The sequence below is a fragment of the Roseovarius marisflavi genome (genome assembly GCF_900142625.1).
Taxonomy (GTDB): domain Bacteria; phylum Pseudomonadota; class Alphaproteobacteria; order Rhodobacterales; family Rhodobacteraceae; genus Roseovarius; species Roseovarius marisflavi.
Window position 1 is genome coordinate 27,869 of sequence record NZ_FRBN01000001.1, and the last position, 25,437, is coordinate 53,305.

The following is a 25,437-nucleotide window of genomic DNA, read 5'->3' on the forward strand; positions in this document are numbered from 1 at the left end:
TCCGGCGGGGATATTTAGGGCAAGAAGAAGGGGGAGGCCGCGAAAGATCCTCCGGGTGGATTTGGCAATTGGCCTTGTGCGGCGGCGCGCCTATAGTCCGCGCAAGATATGGCACGCAAACCCGATACCCCCCTGCGCCGCGGCTGGACCACGGGCGCCTGCGCCACCGCCGCCACGCGCGCGGCGCTTGAAATGCTATGGGGGGCGCCTTGCCCGAAATCGGTGGTGATAACCCTGCCCAAGGGCGAGATGCCGGAATTTGCCATCGCGCATGCCGATCAGGGCGAGGGTTGGGCCGAGGCCGGGGTGATCAAGGATGCGGGCGATGACCCGGATGTCACCCATGGCGCGATGATCATCGCACGGGTGGCGCACTCGGCAAAGGGCGTCGTGTTTCGCGCGGGTGAGGGCGTGGGTGTGGTTACCATGCCGGGCCTGCCGATCCCGCCCGGAGAACCGGCCATCAATCCGGTGCCGCGCCAGATGATGCAGGCCACCGTTGCCGACACCGCCGAGCGGCTTGGCGAGCGCCCCGATATCGAGATCACGATTTCGGTGCCCGGCGGCGCGGCGCTTGCGCAGCAGACCTGGAACCCGCGTTTGGGCATCAAGGGCGGTCTGTCGATCCTTGGCACCACCGGCATTGTACGGCCGTTTTCCTGCGCCGCCTGGATCGCCTCTATTCACCGCGGGATCGACGTGGCGCGTGGTGCCGACCTGGCGCATGTGGCGGGCTGTACCGGGGCCACCAGCGAGACGGTGGTGCAACAGCTTTACGGCCTGCCGGATCATGCCATGCTGGATATGGGCGATTTTGCCGGTGGGTTGTTGAAGTATCTCGCCAAGCATCCCTTGCCCCATGTCACAATTGGCGGCGGGATCGGCAAGATGGTCAAGCTGGCGCAGGGCGCGCGCGATCTGCATTCCGGGCGCAGTCAGGTGGATTTTGACGCCCTGGCCGAGGTGCTTGGCATGCCTGACCTGAAATACATGAATACTGCGCTTCAAGCCTATGAAGAGGCTGGGGAAACCCTGGCAAATTGGGTGGCGGAGACGGCGCTTGAAAAGGTGCGGGCCATGTTGCCCGATGCGATCGGCGTTGATATCGTGGTGATTGATCGCAAGGGCGCGGTTATTGCCCGCGCGGGCGCGCCTGGGCCGGGCGCATGACGATCCTGTTGCTGGCGGGCACGGGAGAAGCCCAGACATTGGCGCGTGCATTGAGCGAGCAGGGCCGCGATGTAGTGGCCTCGCTGGCGGGGGCAACGCGGGCGCCGCAGGCGCTTGGTGTGCCGCTTCGGATTGGCGGGTTTGGCGGGGCAGAGGGCTTTGCGCGCTATCTGCAAGAGGCGGAGATCAGGGCGGTGCTTGACGCAACGCACCCTTTTGCGGCGCATATCTCACGGCGCAGCGCGCGGGTCTGCGCGGCGCAGGGCATTCACTATTGCCAGCTGTTGCGCCCCGAATGGACGGCAGGCCCCGGTGATAATTGGGTGTTCATCGACCGCGAAGAAGACGCCGTCGCCCATATCCCGAAGGGCGCGAGGGTGTTTCTGGCCACCGGGCGGCAAACGCTTGAGCGCTTTGCCAACCTCGCCGGATGCTATCTTATCTGTCGTCAGATCGACCCGCCCGAGGCGGCGTTTCCGTTTGAAAACGGCGAATACCTGATCGGGCGGCCGCCGTTCAGCGAAGAGCATGAGCGCGAGCTGTTCAAGCGCCTCGCCATCGACTGGCTTGTGGTCAAGAATGCAGGCGGCAGCGCGCCGATGTCGAAACTCGTGGCGGCGCGCGATCTTGGCCTTCGGGTGCTTGTGATCAACCGCCCCGAACAGCCCGACGCGCCGCGCGTGGAAACCGTCGAGGCGGCGCTGACTTGGGTGAATGCGCTATGACCGGGCGGATTATTGAGACCGAGGCGGATGTGAAAGAGGGTACGGCCTATCTCTGTGGCATCTGCCCGCGCCTGAAAGAGGCCTATGCGCAGACCGGCGACTTGCCATTGCGGCGCACAGAGGATGGGTTTGAGCGGTTGTTGAGCGCGATTGTCAGCCAACAGGTCAGCGTCGCCTCGGCCAATGCGATCTGGACCCGGCTCAAGGCCGCAGGGTTAAGCGAGCCGAAAGCGGTTCTGGCCGCCTCAGAGGAGAGCCTGCGCGCCGAGGGGCTTAGCCGTCAGAAGGCGCGCTATGCCCGCGCCCTGGCCGAGGCCGAGATTGATTATCATGCCCTGCGCAGCGCGCCCGACGATGCGGTGATCGCCACGCTGACCCAAGTGCCCGGAATCGGGGTCTGGACGGCGGAAATTTATGCAATGTTCAGCCTCGGGCGCGCCGATGTCTTTGCTCCCGGTGATCTTGCGTTGCAAGAGGCCGCGCGCCTGCTTTATGACCTGCCGGAGCGCCCGAAAGAGCGGGCGTTTCGGCAGATGGCCGAAGGTTGGGCGCCGTGGCGATCGGTTGCGGCGCGGCTTTTATGGGCCTACTACCGGATTGCGAAGGACAGGGAAGGGATCAGATGACACGCGTATTGAAAGCAGAGCGCAAGGAACCAATTTCGGGCGCAACCCGCTCGGCGGTGGTTTTTTTGCACGGCTATGGCGCCAATGGTGCCGACCTTCTGGGGCTGGCCGATCCTTTGGGCGAGCACCTTCCCGATACGTTATTCCTGGCGCCTGATGCGCCTGAATCCATTTCCGGCATGCCGTTCGGGCTGCAATGGTTTCCGATCCCCTGGATCGACGGATCAAGCGAGGAAGAGGCGCATCGCGGCTTGATGGCGGCCTCTGAGGATCTGAACGCGTTTCTGGATGCGCTGATGGTGGATGAGGATCTGTTGCCCGAACAGGTGGTCCTGTTCGGCTTTTCCCAGGGCACGATGATGTCGCTGCATGTGGCGCCGCGCCGCGAAGATGCGGTGGCGGGTGTCGTGGCCTTCTCGGGGCGTCTGTTGTCGCCTGAGATGTTGCAGGACGATACCGTCAGCCGCCCGCCGATCCTGTTGCTGCATGGCGATGCCGATGACGTGGTGCCGGTGCAATCCCTGCCCGAGGCCGCGGAGGCCTTGCAGGGGGCGGGCTGGCAGGATGTCTATGCCCATATCATGAAGGGCACGGGCCATGGGATTGCGCCTGATGGGCTAAGCGTGGCGCTTGCCTTTATGCGCGACAAGCTCGGGCTTTAACGCGGTCTCCTGCAAATCGCCCAAAGCCTGCCTTATTGCGATCAAGTCTCGGACATAGGGCTTTGGGCCATGACAGAGGCAACACAGACCCGCTTTCTGCCCTCGCGGGCGGTCTGGCTTGGCGCGTTATACGTGGCCGAGATGGTCGTGGTGATCCTCGCCTTTCAGGTCCTGAGCCAGATTGAATGCCGCCAGGCCGCGATTGAGGGCGCCTGCCGAGGTCTGCCCGGGCTGGCGCTTGGGGTGATGTGCGTCAGTTTCCTGCTTGGCATCTACCTTTAGGCGCGACCGCGCGCGCCACGACTGTGCCGATATCTGTCGCACCGCACCGGGCGGGCGGATGTCCGGGCTGGTGCATGGGCTTGGCTTTGGCCTGATTCTTGCGCCGCTTGGCGTGGTGGCCCCGCCGGATATGAGCGCGGCGTTTCACCTTGTGTTTCCGGTGCTTGTGCTTGGCGCGGCTTTGGCCGCATTTGGCGGTCTTTTCTGGCTGGCAAAGCCGGGCGCTTGGTGGCACTGGCTGCGTGGGCGGGCGCGGTCGCTCCTGGCGCTGATCGGGCTTGCGGCGGTCTTGCCGGGGCTCATGGTTCTGCTTGGGCCGCTCTGGTATCAGGAGGTTCTGACCGATATCACCTTTATCGCCGTGGTGGTGATTTTGTCGCTGGTGTCCGACCGGGTGACAGCGGACCCGAGCGTGCATGTGATCGGGGCGGATGATTTTCTGGTCAGGGTCGCCGATAGCTGCTCGGGGATCGAAGGCTTTGTTCTGATCACGGTGTTTCTGGCGCTCTTCGCGGTGTTGTTTCGCGACGCTTTGCGCCTCAAGCGCTTCTGGCTGGTGATCTGGCCTCTGGCGCTTGTGACAAGCTGGGTGTTCAACGTGCTGCGCATCACCGCGCTTCCGTTGATCGGCGCGCATCTGTCGCCAGAACTTGCGGTCAACGGCTTTCACAGCTTTGCCGGCTGGCTGATGTTCTCGACCCTCTCGATTGGCGTGCTGGTTCTGGTCAGCCGCAGTAGCTTTGTGATGCGCGATCTGGAGCGCGAACGAGAACCTGCTGCCCCGCTGGCACAGGATGACGTGGCCGAGCGGATTGTGCCCTTTATCGTATTCGCCCTCTCGGGGCTTGTTGTTCAGGCATTCTGGTCCTCGCCGACACTTGGCTATCCGCTTCAGGTGGCGATGATGCTGGGCGCGCTCTGGTGGGCGCGCGCGACCGCAATGTGTTATCTGGCCCGGCCGGGCGGCTCTGGCGCTATGGGCGGGTTTGCGGATTTTCGGAACGGTGGTACTTGTGCCGCTGATCGAAGAGATGTTTTTGCGCGGCTATGTTCAGGCGCGCCTTGATCAGGCGGGGTGGTCTCGCGGATCGTCGCGGTGCTGGTCTCGGCCACGCTGTTCGCCGCGATGCATGGTCGCTGGATCGAGGCCGGGCTTGCGGGGCTTGTCTTTTCGCTGCTTTACATGCGCAAAGGGCGGCTGGCTGATGCCATTGCCGCCCATGCTGTTGCCAATGCTGTTATCGCAGCTGTCGCCCTTTGGCGGGGCGACTGGTCGCTGATCTGATCAGGCCCGTGATCTGATCAGGCCCGTGTGCGGCGCTTGATTTCCCAGGCCAGAACAAGCGCGGCCAGTACCACGGCAATCGCCAGCGTGCCGCTTGCGGCATCCATCTCGGGCACCGAAGATGCCGTTGAGGTCGAACCGCCGGAGTCGCCCGTGCTTCCGCCATAGTAATAAGTGAACCAATCCCACATGACGCTGTCTCCCCGGCATGCGTTTTGCTCTATATTTCGACATATATTTGCCCATAAATGGCCACATTTCAAGGGCGGAGGCGTTTCTGGGGCGCTGAGTGAAACAGAACGGGCAGGGCTGTCGGATTGTTTCCAAATTTCACCAAATCGACGACCGACAGCGGGCAATCGCGGTACCGCCGCCTTTTGCGGCCTGAGCGAATTATTCGGCTGCGCGCAGCGGCTTGCTTGGGTCGCGGCTCTCGAGAATGCGCTTCAGGTCTTCAAGATCGGGGGGCGGTGTGTCGGGCTCTTCAACATAACCGATCTCGGGCGCGCTCTCATCCGGCCAGACAAGTTCCGGCGCATGCACCCGGCGTGCGGCGCGCGTGAGGGCCCAATCGCGCGCGGCGCGGCTGCTGCGACCCATCGACAGTTTCGCCATCAATTGCGCCGCCCAGAGAACATAGGTGCCCGCCCAGACCCGCATCGCCAGCATCGCAGGCGTAAAGATCAGCGTCAGCACGGTGGCAATGCCAAGCCCGAACACCACCGCCGTCGCCAGCTGTTTCCACCAGAGCGCGGTCGGGCTGTTGAAGGCATAGCCGCCCGCGACGAAATCAAGGCTGAGCCCGAACATCATCGGCGCAAGCCCCGCCATGGTGGTGATCGTGGTCAGCAAAACCGGCCTGATGCGCGCCTCGGTGGTGCGGGTGATCGCCTCGATCCGGGGCATGTAGCGGCTGAATTCCTGATAGGTGTCGATCAGCACGATGTTGTTGTTCACCACGATCCCCGCAAGCGCGACAATGCCGGTGCCGGTCATGATGATCGAAAACGGCTGGTTCATCACCAGCATCCCGATCAACACGCCTGTGGTCGAAAGCACCACCGCCAAGAGCACCAGAACCGCGTTATAGACGCTGTTGAACTGCGCCAGCAGGATAATGAACATCAACCCCAAAGCGCCCATAAAAGCCTTTTGCAGGAAGGCGCCGGATTCTTTCTGGTCCTCGGCGTCGCCGGTCCATTCATAGGTCACATTGGCGGGCATGACGCCGCTTTCCAGCCAGGTGGTCAGCTCTTCGATTCGCTCGTTGGCGGTGATCGGCACGGTGATGTCGTGGCCCTGCGCATCGGTGGCGGTCTTGCTCAGCCCGTCAACAATGGCGGCCTTGATGTCGAAAAACCGGGTCTGATCGACACGGTCGATCTGGGCCAGTTTCTGTACCGGGGTGCGGGTGGTGAAATTGCTCAGCGGCACAAGCCCGTCTTCGGTGCGCACCTTGAGGTTATCAAGCGTCGACAGAACCCGGTCTTTTTCGGGCAGGCGGACGCGGATCTCGATCTCTTCATCGCTGCTTTCGACCCGCATCGTGTCAAGCAGGATGCCGCGGGTCACAAGTTGAACCATCGCGCCGACGGTGGCCACATCTGCGCCAAAGCGGCCGGCTTTTTCCACATCGACATCAATCTGCCAGTCGATGCCGGGCAGGGGCAGGGTGTCTTCAATCTTGTGCAGACCGGTCGTTTCATCGAAATGCCCGCGTGCCGTTTCGGTAAATCCGATCAGCGCGTCCCAGTCATCGCTCTTGAGGCGCAGATGCAACGGCTTGGCCGAAGCCGGGCCGCGGGCCTTGCCGAGTATCTCGATCTTGATGCCGGGGATTTTCTCAAGCTTCGTGGTCAGCTCTGCAATGATGGTGTCGCCGTCAAAGGCCTCGTCCTTGACCGCACGGCCAACCTCATAGCCAAGGAGCGGAATGGTGAACCAGGTTTCGCGCTTCACCGGGCGCTCATCCCAGGGGATGGTTTCAAGCTGGACCTGACCGATGGTGTCGCGGGGCGGCTGTGCGCCGCCGGTGTTGTTGTTCAGCCCGCCATCCCCGGCAAAGGCAAAGGCGGTCTGCACGCCGGGATGCGCCAGCACGACCTCTTCGACCTGTTTGACCAGATCGTCCTTTTGATCAATCGACAGGTTTCCGCGCCCGCGCACATAGACGATGGCCTGTTCCGGCTCGGATTCCACAAAGAATTCGGTGCCGTTGTTGTTGTTGACGTAATAGATCAGAACCGAGCCGACGAGCACGAAAATCGCACAAAACGCCAGCAGCGGCGAGACCGGATTGCCGGTGATCAGATGGATCACCCGGCCAAAGGGCGAGCGGCGATAGCCCGCTTTGACGCGCGGGCGGCGGTCGGGCAGCACGCGACGCAGAAGCGCGCGACCCATATTGCCAAAACGGCGGCCGATAGCCAGAAGTCCGAGGAAAAACCCGGCGACGCCGCTGATCGCGATGGCCGCCAAGATCACGACGCCAAGCAAAAGCACGAAGACCTTGGTCAGGACCGGCATCACCGATCCCAGGATTTCGGTGCTGTCCATGCCGGCAAAGGCGGCGCTGACATCCGCCAGCAAGAGCGGCACCGCCTTGCCAGCCAGCAGGACCGCGCCCGCCGCCACTGGCAGCAACAAAAGATGCCAGAGCCAGAAGCCGTTGGCGATCTGCGCGGTCCGCTCCTTGAACCACCGCTCGGACCGCCCGGTCACCCCGCCGAGCACCGGCAGATAGACCAGCGCCACCAGTAGCGACGCACTGAGAACAAAGATCAGGGTGACCGGCAGCATGCCCATGAACTGACCCGGCATGCCGGGCCAGAACAGCATCGGCAAAAAGGCGCAAAGCGTGGTCGCGGTCGAGCTGACCACCGGCCAGTACATCCGCTTGGCGGCGCTGACATAGGCATGCATCGGGCCGACGCCCTCATCAATCCGCTTGTCGGCATATTCGACCACAACGATGGCGCCATCCACCAGCATGCCCACCGCCAGAATGAGGCCGAACATCACGATATTGGAAATCGACACGCCCATGATCGCCAACAGGGCAAAGCACAGCAAAAACGAGGTCGGGATCGCAAAGCCCACCAAAAGGGCCGGGCGAATGCCAAGCGTCGCCAGGATCACGATCATCACAAGCGCAATCGCCGTCAGGACCGAGCCTTCAAGCTGGCTTACCATCGAGGCGACGGTGCGCGACTGATCGTTCGAGGTGCCCACGGTTACCGCCGCGCGTACCTCGTCGGGCCAGCGGGCGGCGGCGCGGGCGACCTCGGCGCGCACAAGGTCGGCGGTGTCGATGATGTTAAAGCCTTTGCGCTTGACCACCTGCAAGGCCACCGTGGTCTCGCCGTTAAAGCGCGCGGTGCCGATGCGATCCTCAAACGTCAGGTTGATCGTCGCCAGATCGCCAAGCCGCACCACCCGGTCGCCATTGGTCTTGATCGGCAGGCGATAGATATCGCGGGTTTCCTCGAAGGACGACGGGATTTTGACCGAGAACGTGCCCTGCGCATTGTCGACTTCGCCTGCGGCAATAAGCTGATTGTTGTTGCGCACCACATTGATCAGCTCAAGCGCGGTCACATTATAGGCCTCAAGGCGCAGCGGGTCGATCACCACCTCGACCATCTCGTCGCGGTTGCCCGCGATGCCGGCCTCAAGCACCGGTTCCATGCCCTCAAGCGTGTCCTGAAGATCCTTGGCAAGCCGCGCCATGGTGCGTTCGGGCACCGGGCCGCTGAGGTTGACGATGATGATCGGGAATTCGCTGAAATTCACCTCGCGCAGGGTGTATTTCTCGGCGCCATCGGGAAATTCGGCCTCGGCGGTGTCCATCGCATCGCGCACATCGGCCAAAATCTTGGTCTTGTCCCAGCCAAATTCGAACTCAAGCGCCACGCCGCCATAGTTTTCCGCCGCCGTGCCGGTCATTTTCTTGAGCCCGTCCAGATCGCTCAGCTCGGTTTCCATCACCTTGACCAGCAATTTCTCGCTGTCTTCGGCGGAAATGCCGGGGAAGGGGACCGAAACGAACAGGGCCGGTATCTCGATATCGGGCTCGCCCTCTTTGGGCAGGCCGACATAGGCCAGCGTGCCCGCCAGGATCGACAGCACCACAAAGGCCAACACCATGCGCGCGCGAGCGGCGGCCCAATCGACGATGCCGGTCATTGGCCAAGCTCCTGAAAGGCGGGGCTGACGGGCACGCCGTCGGTGACGTATTCCTGGCCGATCACGATCACATCGGCGCTCTCGGGCAGGCCGGTCATCCAGACCCCCTGCGGCGTGTCGCGCAACAGGGTGATCGGGGTGAACAGGGCGCGGCTCTCGGCATCGACGATGCGCACCCCAAGCGTGCCCTCATCATCAAGCGTCAGCGCCGATTGCGGCAACAGATGCGCGGTCTTGCCTTCGGCGCTGATCGTGATCTCGGCGGTTTCGCCGTCGCGCAGGGTAAGGTCCGGGTTGGGCACCTCGATCTCGACGCGAAAGGTACGGGTGGTGTTATCGGCGGCACGCGACAGAAAGGACACACGCCCCTCGACGGTTTGGCCCGAGGCAAGCCGCGCAGTGGCCATGGCACCACGCTCGACGCGGGCCACCTGCATTTCCGACACGAAGCCGACAAGCGCGATCGGATCAAGTTGCAGCACCGTGGCGCAAAGCGCGCCGGGTTGCAAAAGGCTGCCGATTTCGGCGGTGTCAGTTTCCAGAACGCCCTCGAAGGGCGCGGCGATCTCAAGGCGGGCAATCTCGCTTTCGGCGGCGCTTACGGCGGCGCGGGCCGATTCGATGCCTGCGCGCGCGGCCTCAAGCCCGGAACTGGCCGATTGTACCGAGGCCCGCGCCGAGCTGAGGTCGGCGCGGGTGGCGGCCACGCGGGTCTGCGAGGCGAAACCGCCGCGCTCAAGGTTCTCGGCGGCGTTGACGTTGATTTCGGCCTCTGCAAGCTGGGCGCGGGCCTCTGCCGCGCGGGCCTCGGCCTCGGGGATGCGGGTCATCGCCTCTGCAAGGCGGGCGCGGGCCTCGGCCAGATTGGCGTTGCGCGCCGCCGGATCAAGGCGGCACAGCAGATCGCCCTTGGCCACGAAGGCGCCCTTGCGCAGCGGTTCCGAGATCACGAGGCCGGATGTTTCGGCGCGCAGCTCTACAAGGCGATCCGCCTCGGTGCGTCCGCGCAGGATCACCGCGCTGTCGATCACCCGCGCCTGGCTATGGATGGCGACGACGCCAACCTTGTCCGGCGCATTGCTCGGCGCGTCAGTATCGGGGGTGTCGCTTGCGGTCTCGCTCGCCTCGGGTGTCGGCGCGGGCAGCAGCGCAAGAAGGCGTTCGCGCTCGAACACAAAGGCGTAGATCAGCGCAGAGACCAGAATGGCAATCAAAATAGGAACTATACGCATCTTGCAACTTTCCGACTCGGGCGCATCAGGTCGCATGACCACCATGCTGCACAACAAAGGCGCATGCGGAGGCTTTAAACCGTCACACGCTAAACTGACCAGTTCAGATTAAACTTTTCTTCGGCCGCTCGCAAGCCGCTCCGTCGCGGCAATGCCCGCCGCCCCTTGGCAGGGCCAGGGCTTCGGGTTAAGAGGGGAAAAATGCAAGGGAGCCGGGGCGTGAGCGACAGCGACAGTTTCATTGAAGAAGTCACAGAAGAGGTCCGCCGCGACCGTCTGTTCGGGTATATGCGCCGCTATGGCTGGATCGCGGTTCTGGCGATCCTTTTGCTGGTTGGCGGCGCGGCCTGGAACGAGTGGCAAAAGGCGCAGGCCCGCGATGCGGCACAGGCGCTTGGCGACAGGATTATAGCGGCGCTTGCCCTCGAAGACCGAAATGCACGCGCGCAGGCCCTGGGCGAGATCACCGTGCCCAACCCGTCGGCGCAGGCGGTTCTTGATCTTCTGGCCGCCTCCGAGACCGCGACCGAGAGCCCGCAGGACGCCGCCAGGCGCCTTTTGGCAATGGCCGAGCGCGAGGGCACCGATCCGGTTTATCGCCAGATTGCCACGCTTAAGGCGGTGGCGCTTCCTGAGTCGGGGCTTGACGTTGCCACCCGCCGCACCCTGATGGACGGGCTGACGCGCTCGGGCGGGCTTGTGCGGCTTTTGGCCGAAGAGCAGCTTGGCCTGATTGATCTGGAAACCGGCGACAAGACAGCGGCGCTGGAGCGGATGATGCAAATCGCCGCTGACGCCGAGGCCACAGCGGGCTTGCGTCGGCGCGTCACACAAGTGATTGTGGCCCTGGGCGGCAAACCGCCCGAGACGGCGCGCATCGACCAGGTGGGTGCGACCGCATCCGAGTAAGACGGGGCGCTCAGCGGGTAGATTTCCGATGGGCGGAAAAGGGCGAAAAGTGAGGGCACGAGTAGTGAAACGCAACGGATTGATCCTTGGGCTGGTAACGGTCCTTGCCCTGACCGCCTGTAACAAGAAAGACCCGATCCTGCCCGGCGAGCGTCAGGGGCTTCGCGAGGTTCTGCAAACCGATGCGGGCCAGGCCGAGGCGAACGTGACCCCCGAGAACAGCGTCGAACTGGTCGCCTTGCCCGCCGCCACAGCTAATTCAGACTGGCCCCAGGCCATCGGCACAGCCGCCACCCGCACAAGCCATCCGGCCCTCGGGGCCAATCCGCAACTGGCCTGGGCGGTGAATATCGGCGCCGGTGACGGGCGTCGCGTGCGCATCACCGCCGATCCGGTTGTCGCGGGCGGGCGTGTCTTCACGCTTGACGCACAGGCCCAGATCAGCGCCGTTTCGACCACCGGCGCGCTGTTGTGGTCAACCGATATCACCCCGCCGAATGACGCCTCGTCCAATGCCAGCGGCGGTGGTCTGGCCTATGGCGCGGACAAGGTGTTTGTCTCTTCGGGTTTTGGCCTTCTGACGGCGCTTGATCCGGCCACCGGCGCCGTGATCTGGCAGCAAGAGCTTGGCGCCGCCGGCACCGGCACCCCGGCGGTCTTTGGCGATCTGGTTTATGTGGTGGCCGGCGATGATGTCGCCTGGGCGCTGGAAACCGAAACCGGGCGCATCCGCTGGCAGCTTTCGGGTTCGCCCGATATCCACAATGTTCTGGGCGGTCCGGCCCCGGCGATCACCGATAAATACGCGGTCTTTGCCTTTGGCGCGGGCGAGCTTCAGGGCGCGTTCCGGAAGGGTGGCCTGCGTCTCTGGGATGCACAGATCGCGGGCGAGCGGCTTGGTGTTGCCAGTGCGCGGGTTGACGATATCACCGGCGATCCGGTGGTCGTGGGCGAGCGTGTCTACGCCGGAAGCCACTCGGGGCGCACCGTCGCGCTCAACCTTGGCAATGGCGCCCGGATCTGGACCGCAACCGAAGGCCCGCTGAACCGGGTCTGGCCTGCGGGTGAGTCCATCTTCATCGTCACCGACCGCAACGAGCTTGTGCGTCTGGCAACCGAGGATGGCCGCCGCATCTGGGGGCATGAGCTTCCGCTGTTCAAGAACAAGCGTCCGCGCCGCCAGTCCGACATCATCGGCCACTTTGGCCCCGTCATTGCCGGTGGTCAGCTGATCGTGGCCTCGGGCGACGGGGTGCTGCGGTTCTTTGATCCGGCCTCGGGCCTGCCGCGTGGGATGGTCGAATTGCCCGGCGGGGCGACCAGCAATCCGGTCGTTGCGGGCAACACGCTTTACGTCGTTTCAAAAAAGGGCCAATTGCTGGCTTTCCGTTGACCGCGCGATCCTGTATCAGACCGGCTTGATCCCGTGTCGGAGCAGAAACAAAGATGACATTTACCCTCGCCATCGTGGGCCGCCCGAATGTTGGCAAATCCACGCTGTTCAACCGCCTTGTCGGCAAACGCCTTGCTCTGGTTGATGACCAGCCCGGCGTGACGCGCGATTTGCGCGAAGGCGCCGCGCGGTTGGGCGACCTGCGCTTTACCGTGATCGACACCGCCGGCCTTGAAGATGCGACCGACGAATCGCTTCAGGGGCGGATGCGCAAGCTGACCGAACGCGCGGTGGATATGGCCGATATCTGCCTGTTCCTGATTGATGCGCGCGCCGGGGTTACCCCGCTTGACGAGACGCTGGCCGAAATCCTGCGCAAACGCTCGGCGCATGTGATCCTTGCCGCCAACAAGGCCGAAGGCGCCGCCGCCGACGTGGGCGTCAACGAGGCTTACGGCCTTGGCCTCGGCGAGCCGATCCGCCTTTCGGCCGAGCACGGTGAGGGGCTCAACGATCTTTATTCACAGCTCATGCCGCTGTCGGACGCGTTTGAAGAGCGCGCCAAATCCGAGACCCCCGAAGTCGATGTCGCCCTTGATGAGGACGACGAAGACGAAGACACCTATCGCAGGCCCACTACGGCGCGGCCGCTTCAGGTGGCGGTTGTTGGCCGCCCCAACGCCGGCAAATCGACGCTGATCAACAAGATCCTCGGTGAAGACCGCCTGTTGACCGGCCCCGAGCCGGGAATCACCCGCGACGCGATTTCTCTTCAGATCGACTGGGACGGGCTTCCGGTACGGATTTTTGACACGGCGGGCATGCGCAAAAAGGCGCGCGTTCAGGAAAAGCTTGAAAAGCTGTCGGTCTCCGACGGGCTTCGGGCGGTGAAATTCGCCGAAGTGGTCGTCGTGCTGCTGGATGCGGAAATTCCCTTCGAGCAACAGGACCTGCGGATCGCCGATCTGGCCGAGCGCGAAGGCCGCGCGGTGGTCGTGGCGGTCAACAAATGGGATATCGAACCCGAGAAACAGGAAAAGCTGCGCCATCTGCGCGAGTCGTTTGAGCGGCTTTTGCCGCAACTGCGCGGCGCGCCGCTTGTCACCGTCTCGGCCAAGACCGGCAAGGGGCTGGACCGGCTGCGCGACGCGGTGGAAAAAGCCTATGAGGTCTGGAACCGCCGGGTCACCACCGCCCAGCTGAACCGCTGGTTGACGGGCATGCTTGAACAGCACCCGCCCCCCGCGCCGGGCGGCAAGCGCATCAAGATGCGCTATATGACCCAGGCCAAGACCCGCCCGCCGGGCTTTGTTGTGATGTGCTCGCATCCCGATAAATTGCCGGAAAGCTATTCGCGCTATCTTGTGAATGGCCTGCGCACCGATTTCGACATGCCGGGCACGCCGATCCGCCTTTACATGCGGAGCCAGTCGGACAAGAATCCCTATAAAGCCAAGAAAAAGTCGGGGCCGTCCAGCCTGCGCAAGCATCTTGGCAAAGCGCCGAAACCCTGAGGAGGTGCCCTTCGGGGCACCGCTGCCCGGCTTGGATCAGGCGCGCGACAGGGCGCGCGCACCGCGCCATGTGACAATCGCGATGGCCGCAAGGCCCGCGATACAGAGCGTGATCACCGCCATATTGCCGGTCTCAAGGTTGCGCATGATCACCCCGACCAAGGCCCAGCCAACGCCAAACCCATAGCTTGGCGTGCCTGGCCGGATCACCAGAACCGCAAGCGCGATCACCAGCGCCAGCCCGATCATCGCAATCGCCGCTGCCTGCGCACCAAGAATGCCATAGCCCGCCAGCACCAGCCCAAGCGCCACAGAGCTTGCCGCCGTCAGCCAGCCGGCATAAAGCCCGACCGGCCCTTCAAGCCAGACGCGATCCCGGTAATGTGCCCGCAAAAGCGCCCAGATCGCGCCAGCCAGCATTGCCCAGATCATCACCGTGGCCCAGAGAACAGTCACCTGCGCCACCGGAATCCAGAAGATGCCGATCCCAAGGCTCACCATCAGCGGCAGGCGCACGCGCTGCCAGTCGCTGGCGGCAACACGCAGGATAGCGCCAAACCCCGCGCCAAAGATCAGCCAGAGGTAAATCAGCCCCCAGAGCGCAAAGGCATAGCCCGCCGGTTGCACCGGCGCGTTGATCTGTGGCACCGGAAACTGATCCGGACGAAACCCCGCAAATCCGCCGGTGGCAAACGGCGACAGGGCAAAGCCTATCGCCAGCACAAAGACAAGGATCGCGGCGACGCGATCAGGCAAGCGTGCCATCCGCCTGAAGCATGGTTTTGCCCCCCAGATAGCCGTGCAGAACATCGGGAAGGCGCACCGAGCCATCGGCGTTCTGGCCGTTTTCCAGCACCGCGATCAGACAGCGCCCGACCGCAAGGCCCGAGCCATTGAGCGTATGCAGAAACTCGGGCTTGCCACCGGCGGCGGGCTTGAAGCGCGCGTTCATCCGGCGCGCCTGAAAGTCGCCACAAACCGACACGGAAGAAATCTCGCGATAGGTATCCTGACCGGGAAGCCAGACCTCGATATCATGGGTGCGTTGCGCGCCAAAGCCCATATCGCCGGTGCACAAAACAACCGTGCGATAGGCAAGGCCCAGCTTTTCCAAAACCCCCTCGGCGCAGCGCGTCATGCGGTCAAGCTCGGCGCGGCTGTGGTCGGGGTGGGTCAGGCTGACCATTTCGACCTTCTCGAACTGATGCTGGCGCAGCATGCCGGCGGTGTCGCGCCCCGCACTTCCGGCCTCGGAGCGGAAACACTGCGTATGGGCCACCATCCGGCGCGGCAGGCTGGCCTCGTCCAGGGTCTCGCCATTGGCGGTGTTGGTCAGGGTCACCTCGGCGGTCGGCACAAGCCACCAGCCATTGGTGGTCTCATAGCTGTCCTCGCCGAACTTCGGCAACTGCCCGGTGCCAAGCATCATCTCGGGGCGCACCAGAACCGGGGTCCAGGTCTCGCTTAGCCCGTTTTCATCCACATGCGTATCAAGCATGAACTGCGCAAGCGCCCGGTGAATGCGCGCCACCGCGCCCTTGAGCACGACAAAGCGGCTGCCAGAGAGTTTCGCGGCAAGCTCGAAATCCATGCCCGGCACGACGCCGGTCAGCTCGTAATGCTCTTTCGGGGTGAAATCGAACACCCGCGGCGTGCCCCAGCGGTGCATCTCGACATTATCGGCCTCATCGGCACCATCGGGCGTATCGGCGTGGGGCAGGTTGGGGATGCCCATCAGCAGATCGTTAAGCTGTGTATCAAGCGCCTTGGCCTCGGCCTGCATCGTGGCGACCTCGGCCTTCTTGTCGGCCACAAGCGCGCGCAGACGCTCGAATTCGGCCTCGTCGCCCTTGGCCTTGGCGGCGCCGACCTCTTTGCTGGCGCGGTTTTGCTCGGCCTGCGCGGTCTCGGCGGCATGGATGCGGCCGCGCCGGGCCTCGTCAAGCGTCAGGATCTCACCCGAGATCGGCGCCACCCCGCGCCGGGCAAGAGCGGCATCAAAGGCATCGGGGGTGTCGCGGATGGCACGGATATCATGCATGGGTCTGATCCTTGGCGTGGTTGAGTCGTCAGCGCCTTATGCACCAGTTTTTTGTGGCTGTGTAGGGTGGGTGAAACCCACGCCCCGACGCATGAGACGAAACCCGGTCATCCCGGGCCTGACCCGGGACCTCATTCACCCCTGCGCGTCCTCTCCGGGCGGCACATACCCCTCCGGGTCCGCCTGCCATTTTTTCCATTACTCTTCGAACTGCCGGAAGCCCAACTCAAACCTCGGCCAATGCCTGGGCCAGCTTGCATGTTCCGGCCCATGACCGCCGGGAAGGGTGACCGAGGCATCGCCAAACATGCCTTCCAGATGCTCGGTGAGTTGTGGTATATTTGTACAATTCATAAACCTCAGCGTGGCACCTCGAAGAGTAGCCACGCTGAGGTTTGTGTTTTCATCGAACTGCGCGTCCCAGAGGTGCGCCCCCTGCAACTCCGCGTGCCAGAGCTTCGCCCCCTGCAACTGCGCGCCCCCGAGGTTCGCCCCCTGCAACTGCGCGCCCCCGAGGTTTGCCCCCTGCAGCTGCGCGTCCCAGAGGTCCGCCCCCTGCAACTGCGCGTCCCAGAGGTGCGCCTCCTGCAACTGCGCGCGCCAGAGGTTCGCCCCCTGCAACTGTGCGCGCCAGAGGTCCGCCCCCTGCAACTCGGCATTTCGTAAATCCGCCCCGGTCAGGTCGCGCTGTGACAGGATGATCTTGCGCAGCGGCGCGCGTTCAAGGCCCAGACGATAGGGCGGGTTTTGGTTTTTCTCCAGCTGCTTGCGCGCTGCCCCGCGCCGCTCGATCACCTTGAGCGCCACATCGACATCCAGCCGGGGATGCTCGTGCCCCTGCTTGGCCCAGTCCCGCCACGCCTCGGGCGTCACCTCGCCCTCGGGCAGGGCAACATCCTCTCGCCCGGCATTCTGGCGGATATAGGCGCAAAGGATTTCCATGATCTGGATGTGATCGCGTTCGCTGTCCTGACTAAGCCGCTCCAAGGCATAAATCGAGCCAATCCGCACTTCGAGGTTGGCTTCGGTTCTTTCATCGCCATCACGCTTGACGGTTTTTTCAGCTCCCAACCCCTCAACCGCCTTATTGATCCGGTCGGTGATGTGGCCCTGTTCAACCGTCTCGGTTTGTCGCCGGGACAAGAGCAGCCGGTTGATGGTCAAAGGCAGGGCGATCACCGCGCCCAAGACGGTTGTCAGCGCGGCAACCTGCGCCAGCGAAAACCGCCAAGGCCAAACCTCATCATCCCCCTGAGGGACCGCATGCCAGATCATGTCCCAGATCAGCTTGTAGAGGCCGAACAACAGCGTTGTTGCGACGATAAGCCATGTGAGGCCGATCACCACGAAGATCAAAGTCGGCACCCCCGCCAGCCCAAGAGAGGCGGCGACGGCCTTGATATGGGTTTCGGGGGAGACCCAGCCCTTTTCCTTTTGGCGGGTTGCACCCTGCACCAGATAGAACACCAGCGTCAGGCCGAGGAAGATCCACAAGAGGGGATGGGTTACGATGCCCTGATAGGTTTCATAAATCTGCACGCTGAAAATAACCTTGTTTCAATCCCCAGATCACAACCTTGCCGCGAAACGGGACGCGCCACAAGGCGCGACACTTTGGGTCTGTAGGCTTGTCTGGGCATTCCCTCGGCCATAGCTTGCTTTCGCGCCTTGCAAATACCCACCGCCCCCCCTAGTTTCCGCAACAATTCGCGGGGTCTTTCCCGCCGCAACCTATGAAGGACACGACTCTATGGAAGCCTTTGGCCAGTTTATCCCGCTTATCCTGATTTTCGCGATCATGTATTTCCTGCTGATCCGTCCGCAGCAAAAAAAGCTCAAGCAACACAAAGCGATGGTCGATGCGCTGCGCCGTGGCGATCAGGTGGTCACCCAGGGCGGTCTTATCGGCAAGGTGCATAAGGTCAAGGATGACAATGAGGTCGAGGTCGAGCTGTCCGAGGGTGTCAAGGTGCGGGTTGTACGCTCGACCATCGCGCAGGTTCTCTCCAAGACCGAGCCGGCCGAAAGCTAAGCTCGAAGGCCTACTGTAACTCTCTGAAAAGGCAGGATTATGCTGCAAATTGACCTGTGGAAACGCCTGTGTATCTGTGGGGTTGTCGCCCTTGGTCTGTGGCTGGCCCTGCCGAATGCTTTCTACCCGCGGGTCGAGGCCCATAATGACGCCATCGCCGCCGTCGAGGCGGGCAACGCCGAGACGCCGGAGATCGCGCAGGCGCTGTCGCAATGGCCCGACTGGATGCCCTCGGGGCTGGTGAATCTCGGGCTTGATCTGCGCGGCGGCGCGCATCTTCTGGCCGAGGTCAAGGTGGCCGATGTCTATCAGGCGCGGGTCGAGGGCATGTGGCCCGAGGTGCGTGATCTCTTGCGCGAAGAGCGCGACCGCATCGGCCCGATCCGTCTGCAATCCACCGAGAACGCCGAGCTGCGCGTGCGCCTTGTCGAGCGCCCGGACATGGCAAGCGAGGCGGCCAGCCTTGTGCGCGGTCTGGCGCGTCCGGTCACAAGCCTGACCGGGGCCGGGGCCAGCGATATCGACGTCAGCGCCGAAGCCGGTGAAATCATTGTCCGCCTGAGCGAGGCCGAACAGCTTGCCACCGATGACCGCACCGTGCGTCAGGCGCTTGAGATCATCCGCCGCCGGATCGACGAGGTCGGCACCCGCGAACCCACGATCCAGCGCCAGGGCGCCGACCGTATCCTGATCCAGGTGCCCGGCGTCGGCAGCGCGGCCGAACTCAAGCAGATCATCGGCACCACCGCCCAACTGACCTTTCAGCCGGTGGTCAGCCGCACCTCGAACGCCGAAGAGCGCCCCGGTGCCGGCAACGAGGTTCTGCCCTCGCTGGATGACGAGGGCGTCTATTACATCCTTGAGCGCGCCCCGGTGGTGACCGGAGAAGAGCTTGTCGATGCCCAGCCCGATTTTGACCAGAACGGCCGCCCGGCGGTCTCGTTCCGCTTCAATCCGACCGGCGCGCGCAAATTTGGCGATTACACCGCCGAGAACATCGGCAACCCCTTTGCCATCGTGCTTGACAGCGAAGTGATCAGCGCGCCCGTGATCCAGAGCCATATCGCCGGCGGATCGGGCATCATCACCGGCAATTTCAACGTCGAGGAAAGCACCAAGCTGGCGGTTCTTTTGCGGGCAGGGGCCTTGCCTGCGGGGCTTGAGTTTCTTGAAGAGCGCACCGTCGGCCCGGAACTTGGCGCCGACAGCATCGAGGCGGGCAAGATCGCCTGTATCGTGGCTTTCGTGCTTGTGCTGGTCTTCATGTTCGCCAGCTATGGCACCTTCGGGATTTTCGCCAATATTGCGCTGATCGTGAACGTCGGCCTGATCTTTGGCCTGCTGAGCATGATCGGCGCCACGCTGACCCTTCCGGGGATCGCGGGGATCGTGTTGACCATCGGGATGGCGGTCGATGCCAATGTGCTTGTCTTCGAGCGCATCAAGGAAGAGATGAAATCGGCCAAGGGCCCGGCGCGCGCGATCGAGCTTGGCTATGAAAAGGCGATGAGCGCGATTGTCGATGCCAACCTGACCACCTTCCTGACGGCGGTGATCCTTTATGCCATGGGCTCTGGTCCGGTGCGCGGCTTTGCGATCACGCTTGGGCTTGGCATCATCACCTCGGTCTTTACCGCGCTGTTCGTGACCCGTCTGATCGCGGTGATCTGGTTTGAGCGTCGCCGCCCCAAAACCGTTCTTCAGGGCCGTGCCCTGCGGCTTGTGCCCGATGTCACAAGCTGGGATTTCTTTAGCCGCTGGAAGCTCTGGCTAGGCATTTCGGGGGTGTTTGTGCTGGTTGCGCTTGGGTCTTTCGGGCTTCAGGGGCTGAATTTCGGGATTGATTTCAAAGGCGGCACGACGATCCGCACCCAAAGCGTGGAGCCGGTCGATATCGGCACCTATCGCGGGGCGATGGATGGGCTGGAGCTTGGCGATATCAGCATCACCGAGGTTTTTGACCCGACCTTTGGCGCCGATCAGAACGTGGCGATGATCCGTATCCAGGCGCAGGACGATCAGGAAAGCGTCTCGGCAGAGATGATCCTTACCGTCGAGGCGGCATTGCAAGAGGCGGTGCCGGATGTCAAATTCACGTCGGTCGAAAGCGTCGGCCCCAAGGTCTCGGGCGAGCTTATCCAGACGGCTGTGATCGCGGTCATTCTGGCGATTGGCGCGGTGCTTATCTATATCTGGATGCGCTTTGAATGGCAGTTTGCGGTCGGTGCCGTGTTGGCGCTTGTGCATGACGTGGTTTTGACCATCGGTGTGTTTTCCGAGCTGCAGATTCAGTTCGATCTTGCGATCATCGCGGCGCTTCTGACCATCGTCGGCTATTCGCTCAACGATACGGTGGTGGTGTTTGACCGGGTGCGTGAAAACCTGCGCAAGTACAAGAAAAAGCCGCTGGGAGAGGTGTTGAACCTGTCGATCAACGAAACCCTGTCGCGCACGGTCATGACATCCGTCACCACGCTTCTGGCGCTTCTGGCGCTGTATTTCCTTGGCGGCGACGTTATCCGCGGTTTTGTCTTTGCGATGATCTGGGGCGTGATTGTCGGCACCTATTCGTCGATCTTCGTGGCAAGCACGGTTCTCTTGTGGCTTGGCGTCAAGCGGGACTGGTCCAAGCCGGATGCCACGACCGGGAACCAGTTCGCCAACATCGATGCCTGATCTGCTCTGGCAGGTCTGGGCGACGCCCGGACTGATCTGGCTTTTGCTGGCGATTGGTGTTGCGGGGATCGTGCGGGGCTTTACCGGCTTTGGCACGGCGCTTGTCTTCGTGCCGGTGGCGGGGATATTTCTTGCGCCGCAAACCGTGGTCGGGGTCATGACCCTCACCGGCATTGTCAGCACCTTCGTCCTCTTGCCGCGCGCCTGGCGACAGGCGGACCGGCGCGAGGTCGGGCTTCTGGCGCTTGCCGCGCTTGTGACCGTGCCGCTTGGTCTCTGGCTTATGCAGGTGCTGGAGGCGGAGACGATCCGTTGGGTGGTGGCGGCGGTGGCGGCGATTACCCTTGGCGCGCTTGTGGCGGGCTGGCGGTTTTCCGGCATCGTCTCGCGGCCGATGCTTTTGGCGATTGGCGCGATGGCCGGGGTGATTGGCGGGATGACCGGGCTGACCGGGCCGGTGGTGATCCTGTTCTATCTGGCGGGCCAGTCGGCGGCGCAATCGGTGCGCGCCAACACGATCCTGTTTCTTGCGGCCCTTGATGTGGTGATTGCCGTGAACCTTCTGTCACGCGGCAGTCTGGAATGGACGACCGCGCTCTTGGCGCTGACGCTGGCGGTGCCCTATTTCATCACCTCGCTGATTGGCCAGGCGCTGTTTGACCCGCGCCATCAGCGGCTTTACCGTTGGGCGGCCTATAGCGTGATCGCCCTGGCCGTGCTAAGCGGCCTGCCACTCTGGACATAAGGGAGCTTACCCATGCGCATGACCGAAATCAGCTTTGACGGCGCGACCCCGATTGACGGCTATGGCCCCGGCTTTTTCCGCGTCGCCGGGCAGGTGATGGAGGGGCCGATCTGCGTCACCGTGACCGGCGCGCGCGGCTGGGGCGGCTACGCTGACAGCCAGAGCCTGTTGGCGCTTGTCGGCGAGATCGACGTTTTGTTCATCGGCACCGGCGCCGAGATGGCCCATATCCCGGCGCCTTTGCGCACCGCGCTTGAGGGGGCGGGAATTGGTGTTGAAACCATGACATCGCCCACGGCCTGCCGGACCTATAATGTGCTTTTATCCGAGGGGCGGCGCGTGGCGGTGGCGCTTTTGCCGGTGTGAGCCGCGGGATGGGGCTAAGTGTCAGTGATCTGAGCGTCGCGCGCGGCGGTATCCGGGTGCTTGAGGGGCTGTCGTTTGCGCTTGCCCCCGGTCAGGCGCTTGTGCTGCGCGGGCCGAACGGGATCGGCAAGACCACGCTCTTGCGCACCATTGCCGGGCTTCAGCCGCCCGTGTCGGGCGAGGTTGACGCGCCCGCCGATTCCCTTGTTTACGCGGGCCATGCCGATGGCATCAAGGCCACGCTCACGGTGCGCGAGAACCTTGGCTTCTGGGCGCAGGCCTTTGGCAATAGCGACATCTCACAGGCGATGGAGGCGTTTCAGCTTACCCCGCTTGGCGAGCGGCCCGCCGGCGCCCTCTCGGCCGGGCAAAAGCGCCGCCTTGGGCTGGCGCGCCTCCTGGTGACCGGGCGCGAGATCTGGGTGCTGGACGAGCCGACCGTGTCGCTTGACGTCGAGGCCGTGGCGATGTTTGCCGCCGCCGTGCGCGCCCATCTTGCGGGTGGCGGGCTTGCGGTGATCGCCACGCATATCGACCTTGGCCTTACCGAGGCAGAGGTGCTTGATGTCACCCCCTTCAAGGCCAAGCCGCTTGAGCATGACGATTTCGACGGGGCCTTTTTATGATCGCGCTTCTGATCCGGGATTTCAGGCTTGCGATGCGCGCGGGCGGGGGCTTTGGCCTTGGGCTGGCGTTCTTCCTGATCGTGGTGACGCTGGTGCCCTTCGGTGTCGGGCCGCAGAGCGCGCTTTTGGCGACGATCGCGCCGGGCATCCTCTGGCTTGGCGCGCTGTTGTCCTGCCTGCTGTCGCTCGACCGGATTTTCGCGCTCGATTGGGAGGACGGCAGCCTTGATCTGTTGGCGACCTCGCCGCTGCCGATGGAGGCGATTGTCACCGTCAAGGCGCTTGCGCATTGGGTGACCACCGGCCTGCCGCTTGTGCTGGCCGCGCCGGTTTTTGCCCTGCTGCTCAACATGCCCGCCGCGGGCTATCAGCCGCTGGTGCTGTCGCTGTTGCTGGGCACCCCGGCGCTGAGCGTGATCGGCACCTTCGGTGCGGCGCTGACTGTCGGGCTCAAGCGGGGCGGGCTGTTGCTGAGCTTGCTTGTGCTGCCGCTTTATGTGCCTACATTGATCTTTGGCGCCGAGATGGCACGGCGCGGCGCCGAAGGGTTTGATACCACGACACCGCTGTTGATGCTGGCCGGGATCACCTGCGGCACCATCGCGCTTTTGCCTTTCGCCTCGGCTGCGGTACTAAGGGTCAATCTGCGCTAGATAAATGGGATTTGGGATGAACTTGAACACACTCTGGGCGTATGCGAACCCCAAGAAATTTATCCAGACCACCGACCGGGTTTTGCCCTGGGTGGCCGGCTTGGCGGCGCTTGCGCTTGTCCTCGGGCTGATCTGGGGGTTCTTCTTCACGCCCGAGGATTACCGGCAGGGATCGACCGTCAAGATCATCTACCTGCATGTGCCAAGCGCGCTTATGGCGATCAACGCCTGGCTGATGATGCTGGTGACCTCGCTGGTCTGGATCGTGCGCCGCCATCACGTCAGCGCCCTTGCGGCCCGCGCGGCGGCGCCGGTGGGCATGGTGATGACGGTGATCGCGCTGATCACAGGGGCGATCTGGGGCCAGCCGATGTGGGGCACATGGTGGGCCTGGGATCCGCGGTTGACCAGCTTTTTGATCCTGTTCCTGTTCTATCTGGGCTATATCGCCCTCTGGGAGGCGATCGAGAATGACGACACCGCCGCCGATCTGACCAGTATCCTGTGCCTTGTCGGCTCGGTCTTTGCGCTGCTGAGCCGCTATGCGGTCAATTTCTGGAATCAGGGCCTGCATCAGGGCGCCTCTCTTAGCCTTGATAAAGAGGAAAACGTCGCGGATGTGTTCTGGTATCCGCTTTTGGTGTGCATCGCGGGGTTCGTCTTGTTGTTCGTCGCGCTTGTCTTGCTGCGCACGCGCACCGAAATCCGCGCCCGCCGGATGCGGGTGCTTTTGGCACGTGAAAGAATGGGGGCATGATGCCGGATCTGGGAAAATACGCCGAGGCGGTTTTGTCGTCTTATGCGATCTCGATTGCCATTATCATCGGGTTGATTGTGGTGAGCGTGATGCGCGCGAACCGCGTGAACAAACAGCTTCAAGAGATTGAAAACAAGGTGAAAAATAATGGCTAAGCTTTCGCCGCTCATGCTGGCGCCGCTGGTGATCTTCGCGGGCTTTGCCGGGCTCGCCTTTATCGGGTTGCAGCGCGACAACCCCAATGAGCTGCCTTCGGCGCTCAAGGGCAAACAGGCGCCCGCCGTCGAGGTCACGGCGCTTGGCACGGGGCCCGTGTTTGGCGATGGCGACCTGCGAGATGGCAAGGTCAAGCTGGTGAATTACTGGGCAAGCTGGTGCGCGCCCTGCCGGGTCGAGCACCCCAATCTTGAAACCCTCGCAGAGCAGGGGATTACGATCTACGGGGTGAACTACAAGGACAAACCCGCGAATGCGCTTGGTTTTCTGGATGAGCTGGGCAATCCCTATGCCGCCATGGGCGCCGATGAAAAGGGGCGCATGGCGCTCAATTGGGGCGTCTACGGCGTGCCCGAGACCTATGTGATCGACGGCGAGGGCAATATCGTGCTGCGCTTTGCCGGACCAATCACCAGCCGGGTGATGCAAAGCACCATCCTGCCCGCGATTGAAGAGGCCCGCTAGGGCGGGGCGGTCACGTCACTCGGCGCAAGTGGTGCCGCTCATTGTGGCGGGCAGGGGACAGGCATAGCCGGTGTGCGCCTCGCTATGAGCACCATAAACGGCAAGAAAGCTCAAAAGACCTGCCTGTAAAAGAATGAGAGCAGTACGCATCGGATATTCCTTTCTATCGGCTTGCATCCAAGATTGGGCGCATTGGACAAATTTGAAAGAGGGGATACCCTAACGCTTGTGTCATCCGCATGACACTGGCGAAAAATGGCGCGTTTCTGCGGTGCAGCGGCGGGTTTTTGCGCAGACTGCAAAAAGGGCGGCCCGCTGTGGGCCGCCCTCAGTTCGTCATCTCGTCTTGTCGAAATCGCTTGGCACGCGACCTGCGCTCGAAAAGGATCAGGTGAATTTTGAGTTTGCCATGATGTTCACTTCATTCGCGATCATAGCGCGCTTCGCCTGCGAATCCGCCTTAATCATGTCAGGAATGAGAAACGCGTCAACTAGCAGCCAGATACCGAGGCCAATCAGTAAAAAAGCACCTATGGAAACCATAAGCGTGAATCCACCCAAGATAGTCAGAACCAGCATCCCAACTGCACTACGCGTTTTACCCAGATAAAAGCGATGAATACCCAGGCCACCCAAAAACAACCAAAGCAGGTATACCATTCCAATAGATTTTTTCTCATTATTTAGTCGTTGCTCAACGAGCATCATCTGTTCCGTCGATAGACTCATTACATAGTTCCCTTAATCAATAATACTGACTAAAAAAAATCTAGAGATTTGGTCAAGGAATAATCGTTCCAAATACACCTTAAAGTAGATGTTTGTTGCGAAAATATCGCCTTGAATGGAAAAAAATGCGGCCCTTTCGGAGCCGCAT

At 62.7% G+C, this 25,437-nt stretch carries 24 protein-coding genes and 1 pseudogene; 17 read left to right on the forward strand and 8 right to left on the reverse strand.

Annotated elements, in window-relative coordinates:
- The first annotated feature begins 108 nt into the window (after positions 1-108).
- The 5 genes and pseudogenes from BUB78_RS00130 to xrtE all read left to right on the forward strand — a co-directional run bounded on the left by BUB78_RS00130 (position 109) and on the right by xrtE (position 4,750).
- Positions 109-1,170, forward strand: a complete 1,062-nt coding sequence (locus BUB78_RS00130; RefSeq protein WP_073193910.1) for a cobalt-precorrin-5B (C(1))-methyltransferase — start codon at positions 109-111, stop codon at positions 1,168-1,170.
- Positions 1,167-1,895, forward strand: a complete 729-nt coding sequence (locus BUB78_RS00135) for a cobalt-precorrin-6A reductase (protein WP_073193911.1) — start codon at positions 1,167-1,169, stop codon at positions 1,893-1,895. The genes BUB78_RS00130 and BUB78_RS00135 overlap by 4 nt, the downstream gene beginning before the upstream one ends.
- Complete coding sequence (locus BUB78_RS00140; protein WP_073193912.1) at positions 1,892-2,521, forward strand: DNA-3-methyladenine glycosylase family protein; 630 nt, start codon at positions 1,892-1,894, stop codon at positions 2,519-2,521. The genes BUB78_RS00135 and BUB78_RS00140 overlap by 4 nt, the downstream gene beginning before the upstream one ends.
- A complete protein-coding gene (locus tag BUB78_RS00145) occupies positions 2,518-3,183 on the forward strand; it encodes an alpha/beta hydrolase (protein WP_073193913.1) in 666 nt (221 codons plus the stop codon). The genes BUB78_RS00140 and BUB78_RS00145 overlap by 4 nt, the downstream gene beginning before the upstream one ends.
- Before the next feature lie 69 nt (positions 3,184-3,252).
- A pseudogene (xrtE, locus tag BUB78_RS21505) lies at positions 3,253-4,750 on the forward strand (exosortase E/protease, VPEID-CTERM system).
- Between the two features lie 17 nt (positions 4,751-4,767).
- Here xrtE and BUB78_RS00160 read toward each other — a convergent pair.
- From BUB78_RS00160 to BUB78_RS00170, 3 genes are all read right to left on the reverse strand, one after another.
- Positions 4,768-4,941 carry a VPEID-CTERM sorting domain-containing protein gene (locus BUB78_RS00160; RefSeq protein WP_073193915.1) on the reverse strand — a complete coding sequence of 58 codons (174 nt, stop codon included), beginning with the start codon at positions 4,939-4,941 and terminating at the stop codon, positions 4,768-4,770.
- Between the two features lie 202 nt (positions 4,942-5,143).
- Complete coding sequence (locus BUB78_RS00165) at positions 5,144-8,935, reverse strand: efflux RND transporter permease subunit (RefSeq protein ID WP_073193916.1); 3,792 nt, start codon at positions 8,933-8,935, stop codon at positions 5,144-5,146.
- Positions 8,932-10,167 carry an efflux RND transporter periplasmic adaptor subunit gene (locus BUB78_RS00170; protein ID WP_073194531.1) on the reverse strand — a complete coding sequence of 412 codons (1,236 nt, stop codon included), beginning with the start codon at positions 10,165-10,167 and terminating at the stop codon, positions 8,932-8,934. The genes BUB78_RS00165 and BUB78_RS00170 overlap by 4 nt, the downstream gene beginning before the upstream one ends.
- A 219-nt stretch (positions 10,168-10,386) precedes the next feature.
- On the opposite strand from BUB78_RS00170, the gene BUB78_RS00175 reads away from it, so the two are divergent.
- The 3 genes from BUB78_RS00175 (at position 10,387) to der (ending at position 13,983) form a co-directional block, all read left to right on the forward strand.
- Positions 10,387-11,076 carry a tetratricopeptide repeat protein gene (locus tag BUB78_RS00175; RefSeq protein ID WP_073193917.1) on the forward strand — a complete coding sequence of 230 codons (690 nt, stop codon included), beginning with the start codon at positions 10,387-10,389 and terminating at the stop codon, positions 11,074-11,076.
- Between the two features lie 64 nt (positions 11,077-11,140).
- Positions 11,141-12,469, forward strand: coding sequence for a PQQ-like beta-propeller repeat protein (locus BUB78_RS00180; RefSeq protein WP_245813314.1), 1,329 nt, complete (start codon positions 11,141-11,143; stop codon positions 12,467-12,469).
- Between the two features lie 53 nt (positions 12,470-12,522).
- Positions 12,523-13,983 (forward strand): ribosome biogenesis GTPase Der, encoded by a 1,461-nt coding sequence (gene der, locus BUB78_RS00185; protein ID WP_073193919.1) that lies wholly within the window; start codon positions 12,523-12,525, stop codon positions 13,981-13,983.
- Positions 13,984-14,019: 36 nt separating this feature from the next.
- Here der and BUB78_RS00190 read toward each other — a convergent pair whose 3' ends face one another.
- The 3 genes from BUB78_RS00190 to BUB78_RS00200 form a co-directional block, all read right to left on the reverse strand.
- Entirely contained in the window at positions 14,020-14,739 is a 720-nt protein-coding gene (locus BUB78_RS00190; protein ID WP_245813315.1) for a hypothetical protein, read from the reverse strand.
- On the reverse strand, positions 14,732-16,024 hold the full coding sequence (gene serS / locus BUB78_RS00195) for a serine--tRNA ligase (protein WP_073193921.1): 1,293 nt from the start codon (positions 16,022-16,024) through the stop codon (positions 14,732-14,734). Before serS ends, BUB78_RS00190 begins: the two co-directional genes overlap by 8 nt.
- A 198-nt stretch (positions 16,025-16,222) precedes the next feature.
- Entirely contained in the window at positions 16,223-17,563 is a 1,341-nt protein-coding gene (locus BUB78_RS00200) for a pentapeptide repeat-containing protein (RefSeq protein WP_073193922.1), read from the reverse strand.
- Positions 17,564-17,774: 211 nt separating this feature from the next.
- Here BUB78_RS00200 and yajC point away from each other — a divergent pair, with 211 nt between their 5' ends.
- Genes yajC through BUB78_RS00245 form a run of 9 tightly spaced genes read left to right on the forward strand, consistent with a single transcriptional unit; the run spans position 17,775 to position 24,560 of the window.
- Entirely contained in the window at positions 17,775-18,056 is a 282-nt protein-coding gene (gene yajC / locus BUB78_RS00205) for a preprotein translocase subunit YajC (RefSeq protein WP_073193923.1), read from the forward strand.
- A 39-nt stretch (positions 18,057-18,095) separates the two neighbouring features.
- Positions 18,096-20,732: a protein translocase subunit SecD gene (gene secD, locus BUB78_RS00210; protein WP_073193924.1), complete on the forward strand. Its 2,637-nt coding sequence runs from the start codon at positions 18,096-18,098 to the stop codon at positions 20,730-20,732.
- The gene (locus tag BUB78_RS00215) at positions 20,725-21,477 is read left to right on the forward strand and encodes a sulfite exporter TauE/SafE family protein (RefSeq protein WP_073193925.1); all 753 of its coding nucleotides are present in this window, start codon (positions 20,725-20,727) and stop codon (positions 21,475-21,477) included. The genes secD and BUB78_RS00215 overlap by 8 nt, the downstream gene beginning before the upstream one ends.
- Positions 21,478-21,489: 12 nt before the next feature.
- Complete coding sequence (locus tag BUB78_RS00220; protein ID WP_073193926.1) at positions 21,490-21,843, forward strand: Mth938-like domain-containing protein; 354 nt, start codon at positions 21,490-21,492, stop codon at positions 21,841-21,843.
- Positions 21,844-21,851: 8 nt separating this feature from the next.
- Complete coding sequence (gene ccmA / locus BUB78_RS00225; protein ID WP_073193927.1) at positions 21,852-22,469, forward strand: heme ABC exporter ATP-binding protein CcmA; 618 nt, start codon at positions 21,852-21,854, stop codon at positions 22,467-22,469.
- A complete protein-coding gene (ccmB, locus tag BUB78_RS00230) occupies positions 22,466-23,122 on the forward strand; it encodes a heme exporter protein CcmB (protein ID WP_073193928.1) in 657 nt (218 codons plus the stop codon). The genes ccmA and ccmB overlap by 4 nt, the downstream gene beginning before the upstream one ends.
- Before the next feature lie 16 nt (positions 23,123-23,138).
- Positions 23,139-23,879: a heme ABC transporter permease gene (locus BUB78_RS00235; RefSeq protein ID WP_073193929.1), complete on the forward strand. Its 741-nt coding sequence runs from the start codon at positions 23,139-23,141 to the stop codon at positions 23,877-23,879.
- Entirely contained in the window at positions 23,876-24,034 is a 159-nt protein-coding gene (gene ccmD / locus BUB78_RS00240) for a heme exporter protein CcmD (RefSeq protein WP_084732703.1), read from the forward strand. Before BUB78_RS00235 ends, ccmD begins: the two co-directional genes overlap by 4 nt.
- Positions 24,027-24,560, forward strand: coding sequence for a DsbE family thiol:disulfide interchange protein (locus BUB78_RS00245; RefSeq protein ID WP_073193930.1), 534 nt, complete (start codon positions 24,027-24,029; stop codon positions 24,558-24,560). The genes ccmD and BUB78_RS00245 overlap by 8 nt, the downstream gene beginning before the upstream one ends.
- Before the next feature lie 15 nt (positions 24,561-24,575).
- Here BUB78_RS00245 and BUB78_RS21365 read toward each other — a convergent pair whose 3' ends face one another.
- Positions 24,576-24,710: a hypothetical protein gene (locus tag BUB78_RS21365; protein ID WP_281248823.1), complete on the reverse strand. Its 135-nt coding sequence runs from the start codon at positions 24,708-24,710 to the stop codon at positions 24,576-24,578.
- Between the two features lie 237 nt (positions 24,711-24,947).
- Positions 24,948-25,289, reverse strand: coding sequence for an NINE protein (locus tag BUB78_RS00250; protein ID WP_073193931.1), 342 nt, complete (start codon positions 25,287-25,289; stop codon positions 24,948-24,950).
- Between the last annotated feature and the right edge of the window lie 148 nt (positions 25,290-25,437).

What these genes read in the sequence shown, in the direction of transcription:
- BUB78_RS00130 (WP_073193910.1), top strand. Translation starts at nt 109, where the DNA reads ATGGCACGCAAACCCGATACCCCCCTGCGCCGCGGCTGGACCACGGGC.
- BUB78_RS00135 (WP_073193911.1), top strand. Translation starts at nt 1,167, where the DNA reads ATGACGATCCTGTTGCTGGCGGGCACGGGAGAAGCCCAGACATTGGCG.
- BUB78_RS00140 (WP_073193912.1), top strand. Translation starts at nt 1,892, where the DNA reads ATGACCGGGCGGATTATTGAGACCGAGGCGGATGTGAAAGAGGGTACG.
- BUB78_RS00145 (WP_073193913.1), top strand. Translation starts at nt 2,518, where the DNA reads ATGACACGCGTATTGAAAGCAGAGCGCAAGGAACCAATTTCGGGCGCA.
- BUB78_RS00160 (WP_073193915.1), bottom strand. Translation starts at nt 4,941, where the DNA reads ATGTGGGATTGGTTCACTTATTACTATGGCGGAAGCACGGGCGACTCC.
- BUB78_RS00165 (WP_073193916.1), bottom strand. Translation starts at nt 8,935, where the DNA reads ATGACCGGCATCGTCGATTGGGCCGCCGCTCGCGCGCGCATGGTGTTG.
- BUB78_RS00170 (WP_073194531.1), bottom strand. Translation starts at nt 10,167, where the DNA reads ATGCGTATAGTTCCTATTTTGATTGCCATTCTGGTCTCTGCGCTGATC.
- der (WP_073193919.1), top strand. Translation starts at nt 12,523, where the DNA reads ATGACATTTACCCTCGCCATCGTGGGCCGCCCGAATGTTGGCAAATCC.
- serS (WP_073193921.1), bottom strand. Translation starts at nt 16,024, where the DNA reads ATGCATGATATCCGTGCCATCCGCGACACCCCCGATGCCTTTGATGCC.
- yajC (WP_073193923.1), top strand. Translation starts at nt 17,775, where the DNA reads ATGGAAGCCTTTGGCCAGTTTATCCCGCTTATCCTGATTTTCGCGATC.
- secD (WP_073193924.1), top strand. Translation starts at nt 18,096, where the DNA reads ATGCTGCAAATTGACCTGTGGAAACGCCTGTGTATCTGTGGGGTTGTC.
- BUB78_RS00215 (WP_073193925.1), top strand. Translation starts at nt 20,725, where the DNA reads ATGCCTGATCTGCTCTGGCAGGTCTGGGCGACGCCCGGACTGATCTGG.
- BUB78_RS00220 (WP_073193926.1), top strand. Translation starts at nt 21,490, where the DNA reads ATGCGCATGACCGAAATCAGCTTTGACGGCGCGACCCCGATTGACGGC.
- ccmA (WP_073193927.1), top strand. Translation starts at nt 21,852, where the DNA reads ATGGGGCTAAGTGTCAGTGATCTGAGCGTCGCGCGCGGCGGTATCCGG.
- ccmB (WP_073193928.1), top strand. Translation starts at nt 22,466, where the DNA reads ATGATCGCGCTTCTGATCCGGGATTTCAGGCTTGCGATGCGCGCGGGC.
- BUB78_RS00235 (WP_073193929.1), top strand. Translation starts at nt 23,139, where the DNA reads ATGAACTTGAACACACTCTGGGCGTATGCGAACCCCAAGAAATTTATC.
- ccmD (WP_084732703.1), top strand. Translation starts at nt 23,876, where the DNA reads ATGATGCCGGATCTGGGAAAATACGCCGAGGCGGTTTTGTCGTCTTAT.
- BUB78_RS00245 (WP_073193930.1), top strand. Translation starts at nt 24,027, where the DNA reads ATGGCTAAGCTTTCGCCGCTCATGCTGGCGCCGCTGGTGATCTTCGCG.
- BUB78_RS21365 (WP_281248823.1), bottom strand. Translation starts at nt 24,710, where the DNA reads ATGCGTACTGCTCTCATTCTTTTACAGGCAGGTCTTTTGAGCTTTCTT.
- BUB78_RS00250 (WP_073193931.1), bottom strand. Translation starts at nt 25,289, where the DNA reads ATGAGTCTATCGACGGAACAGATGATGCTCGTTGAGCAACGACTAAAT.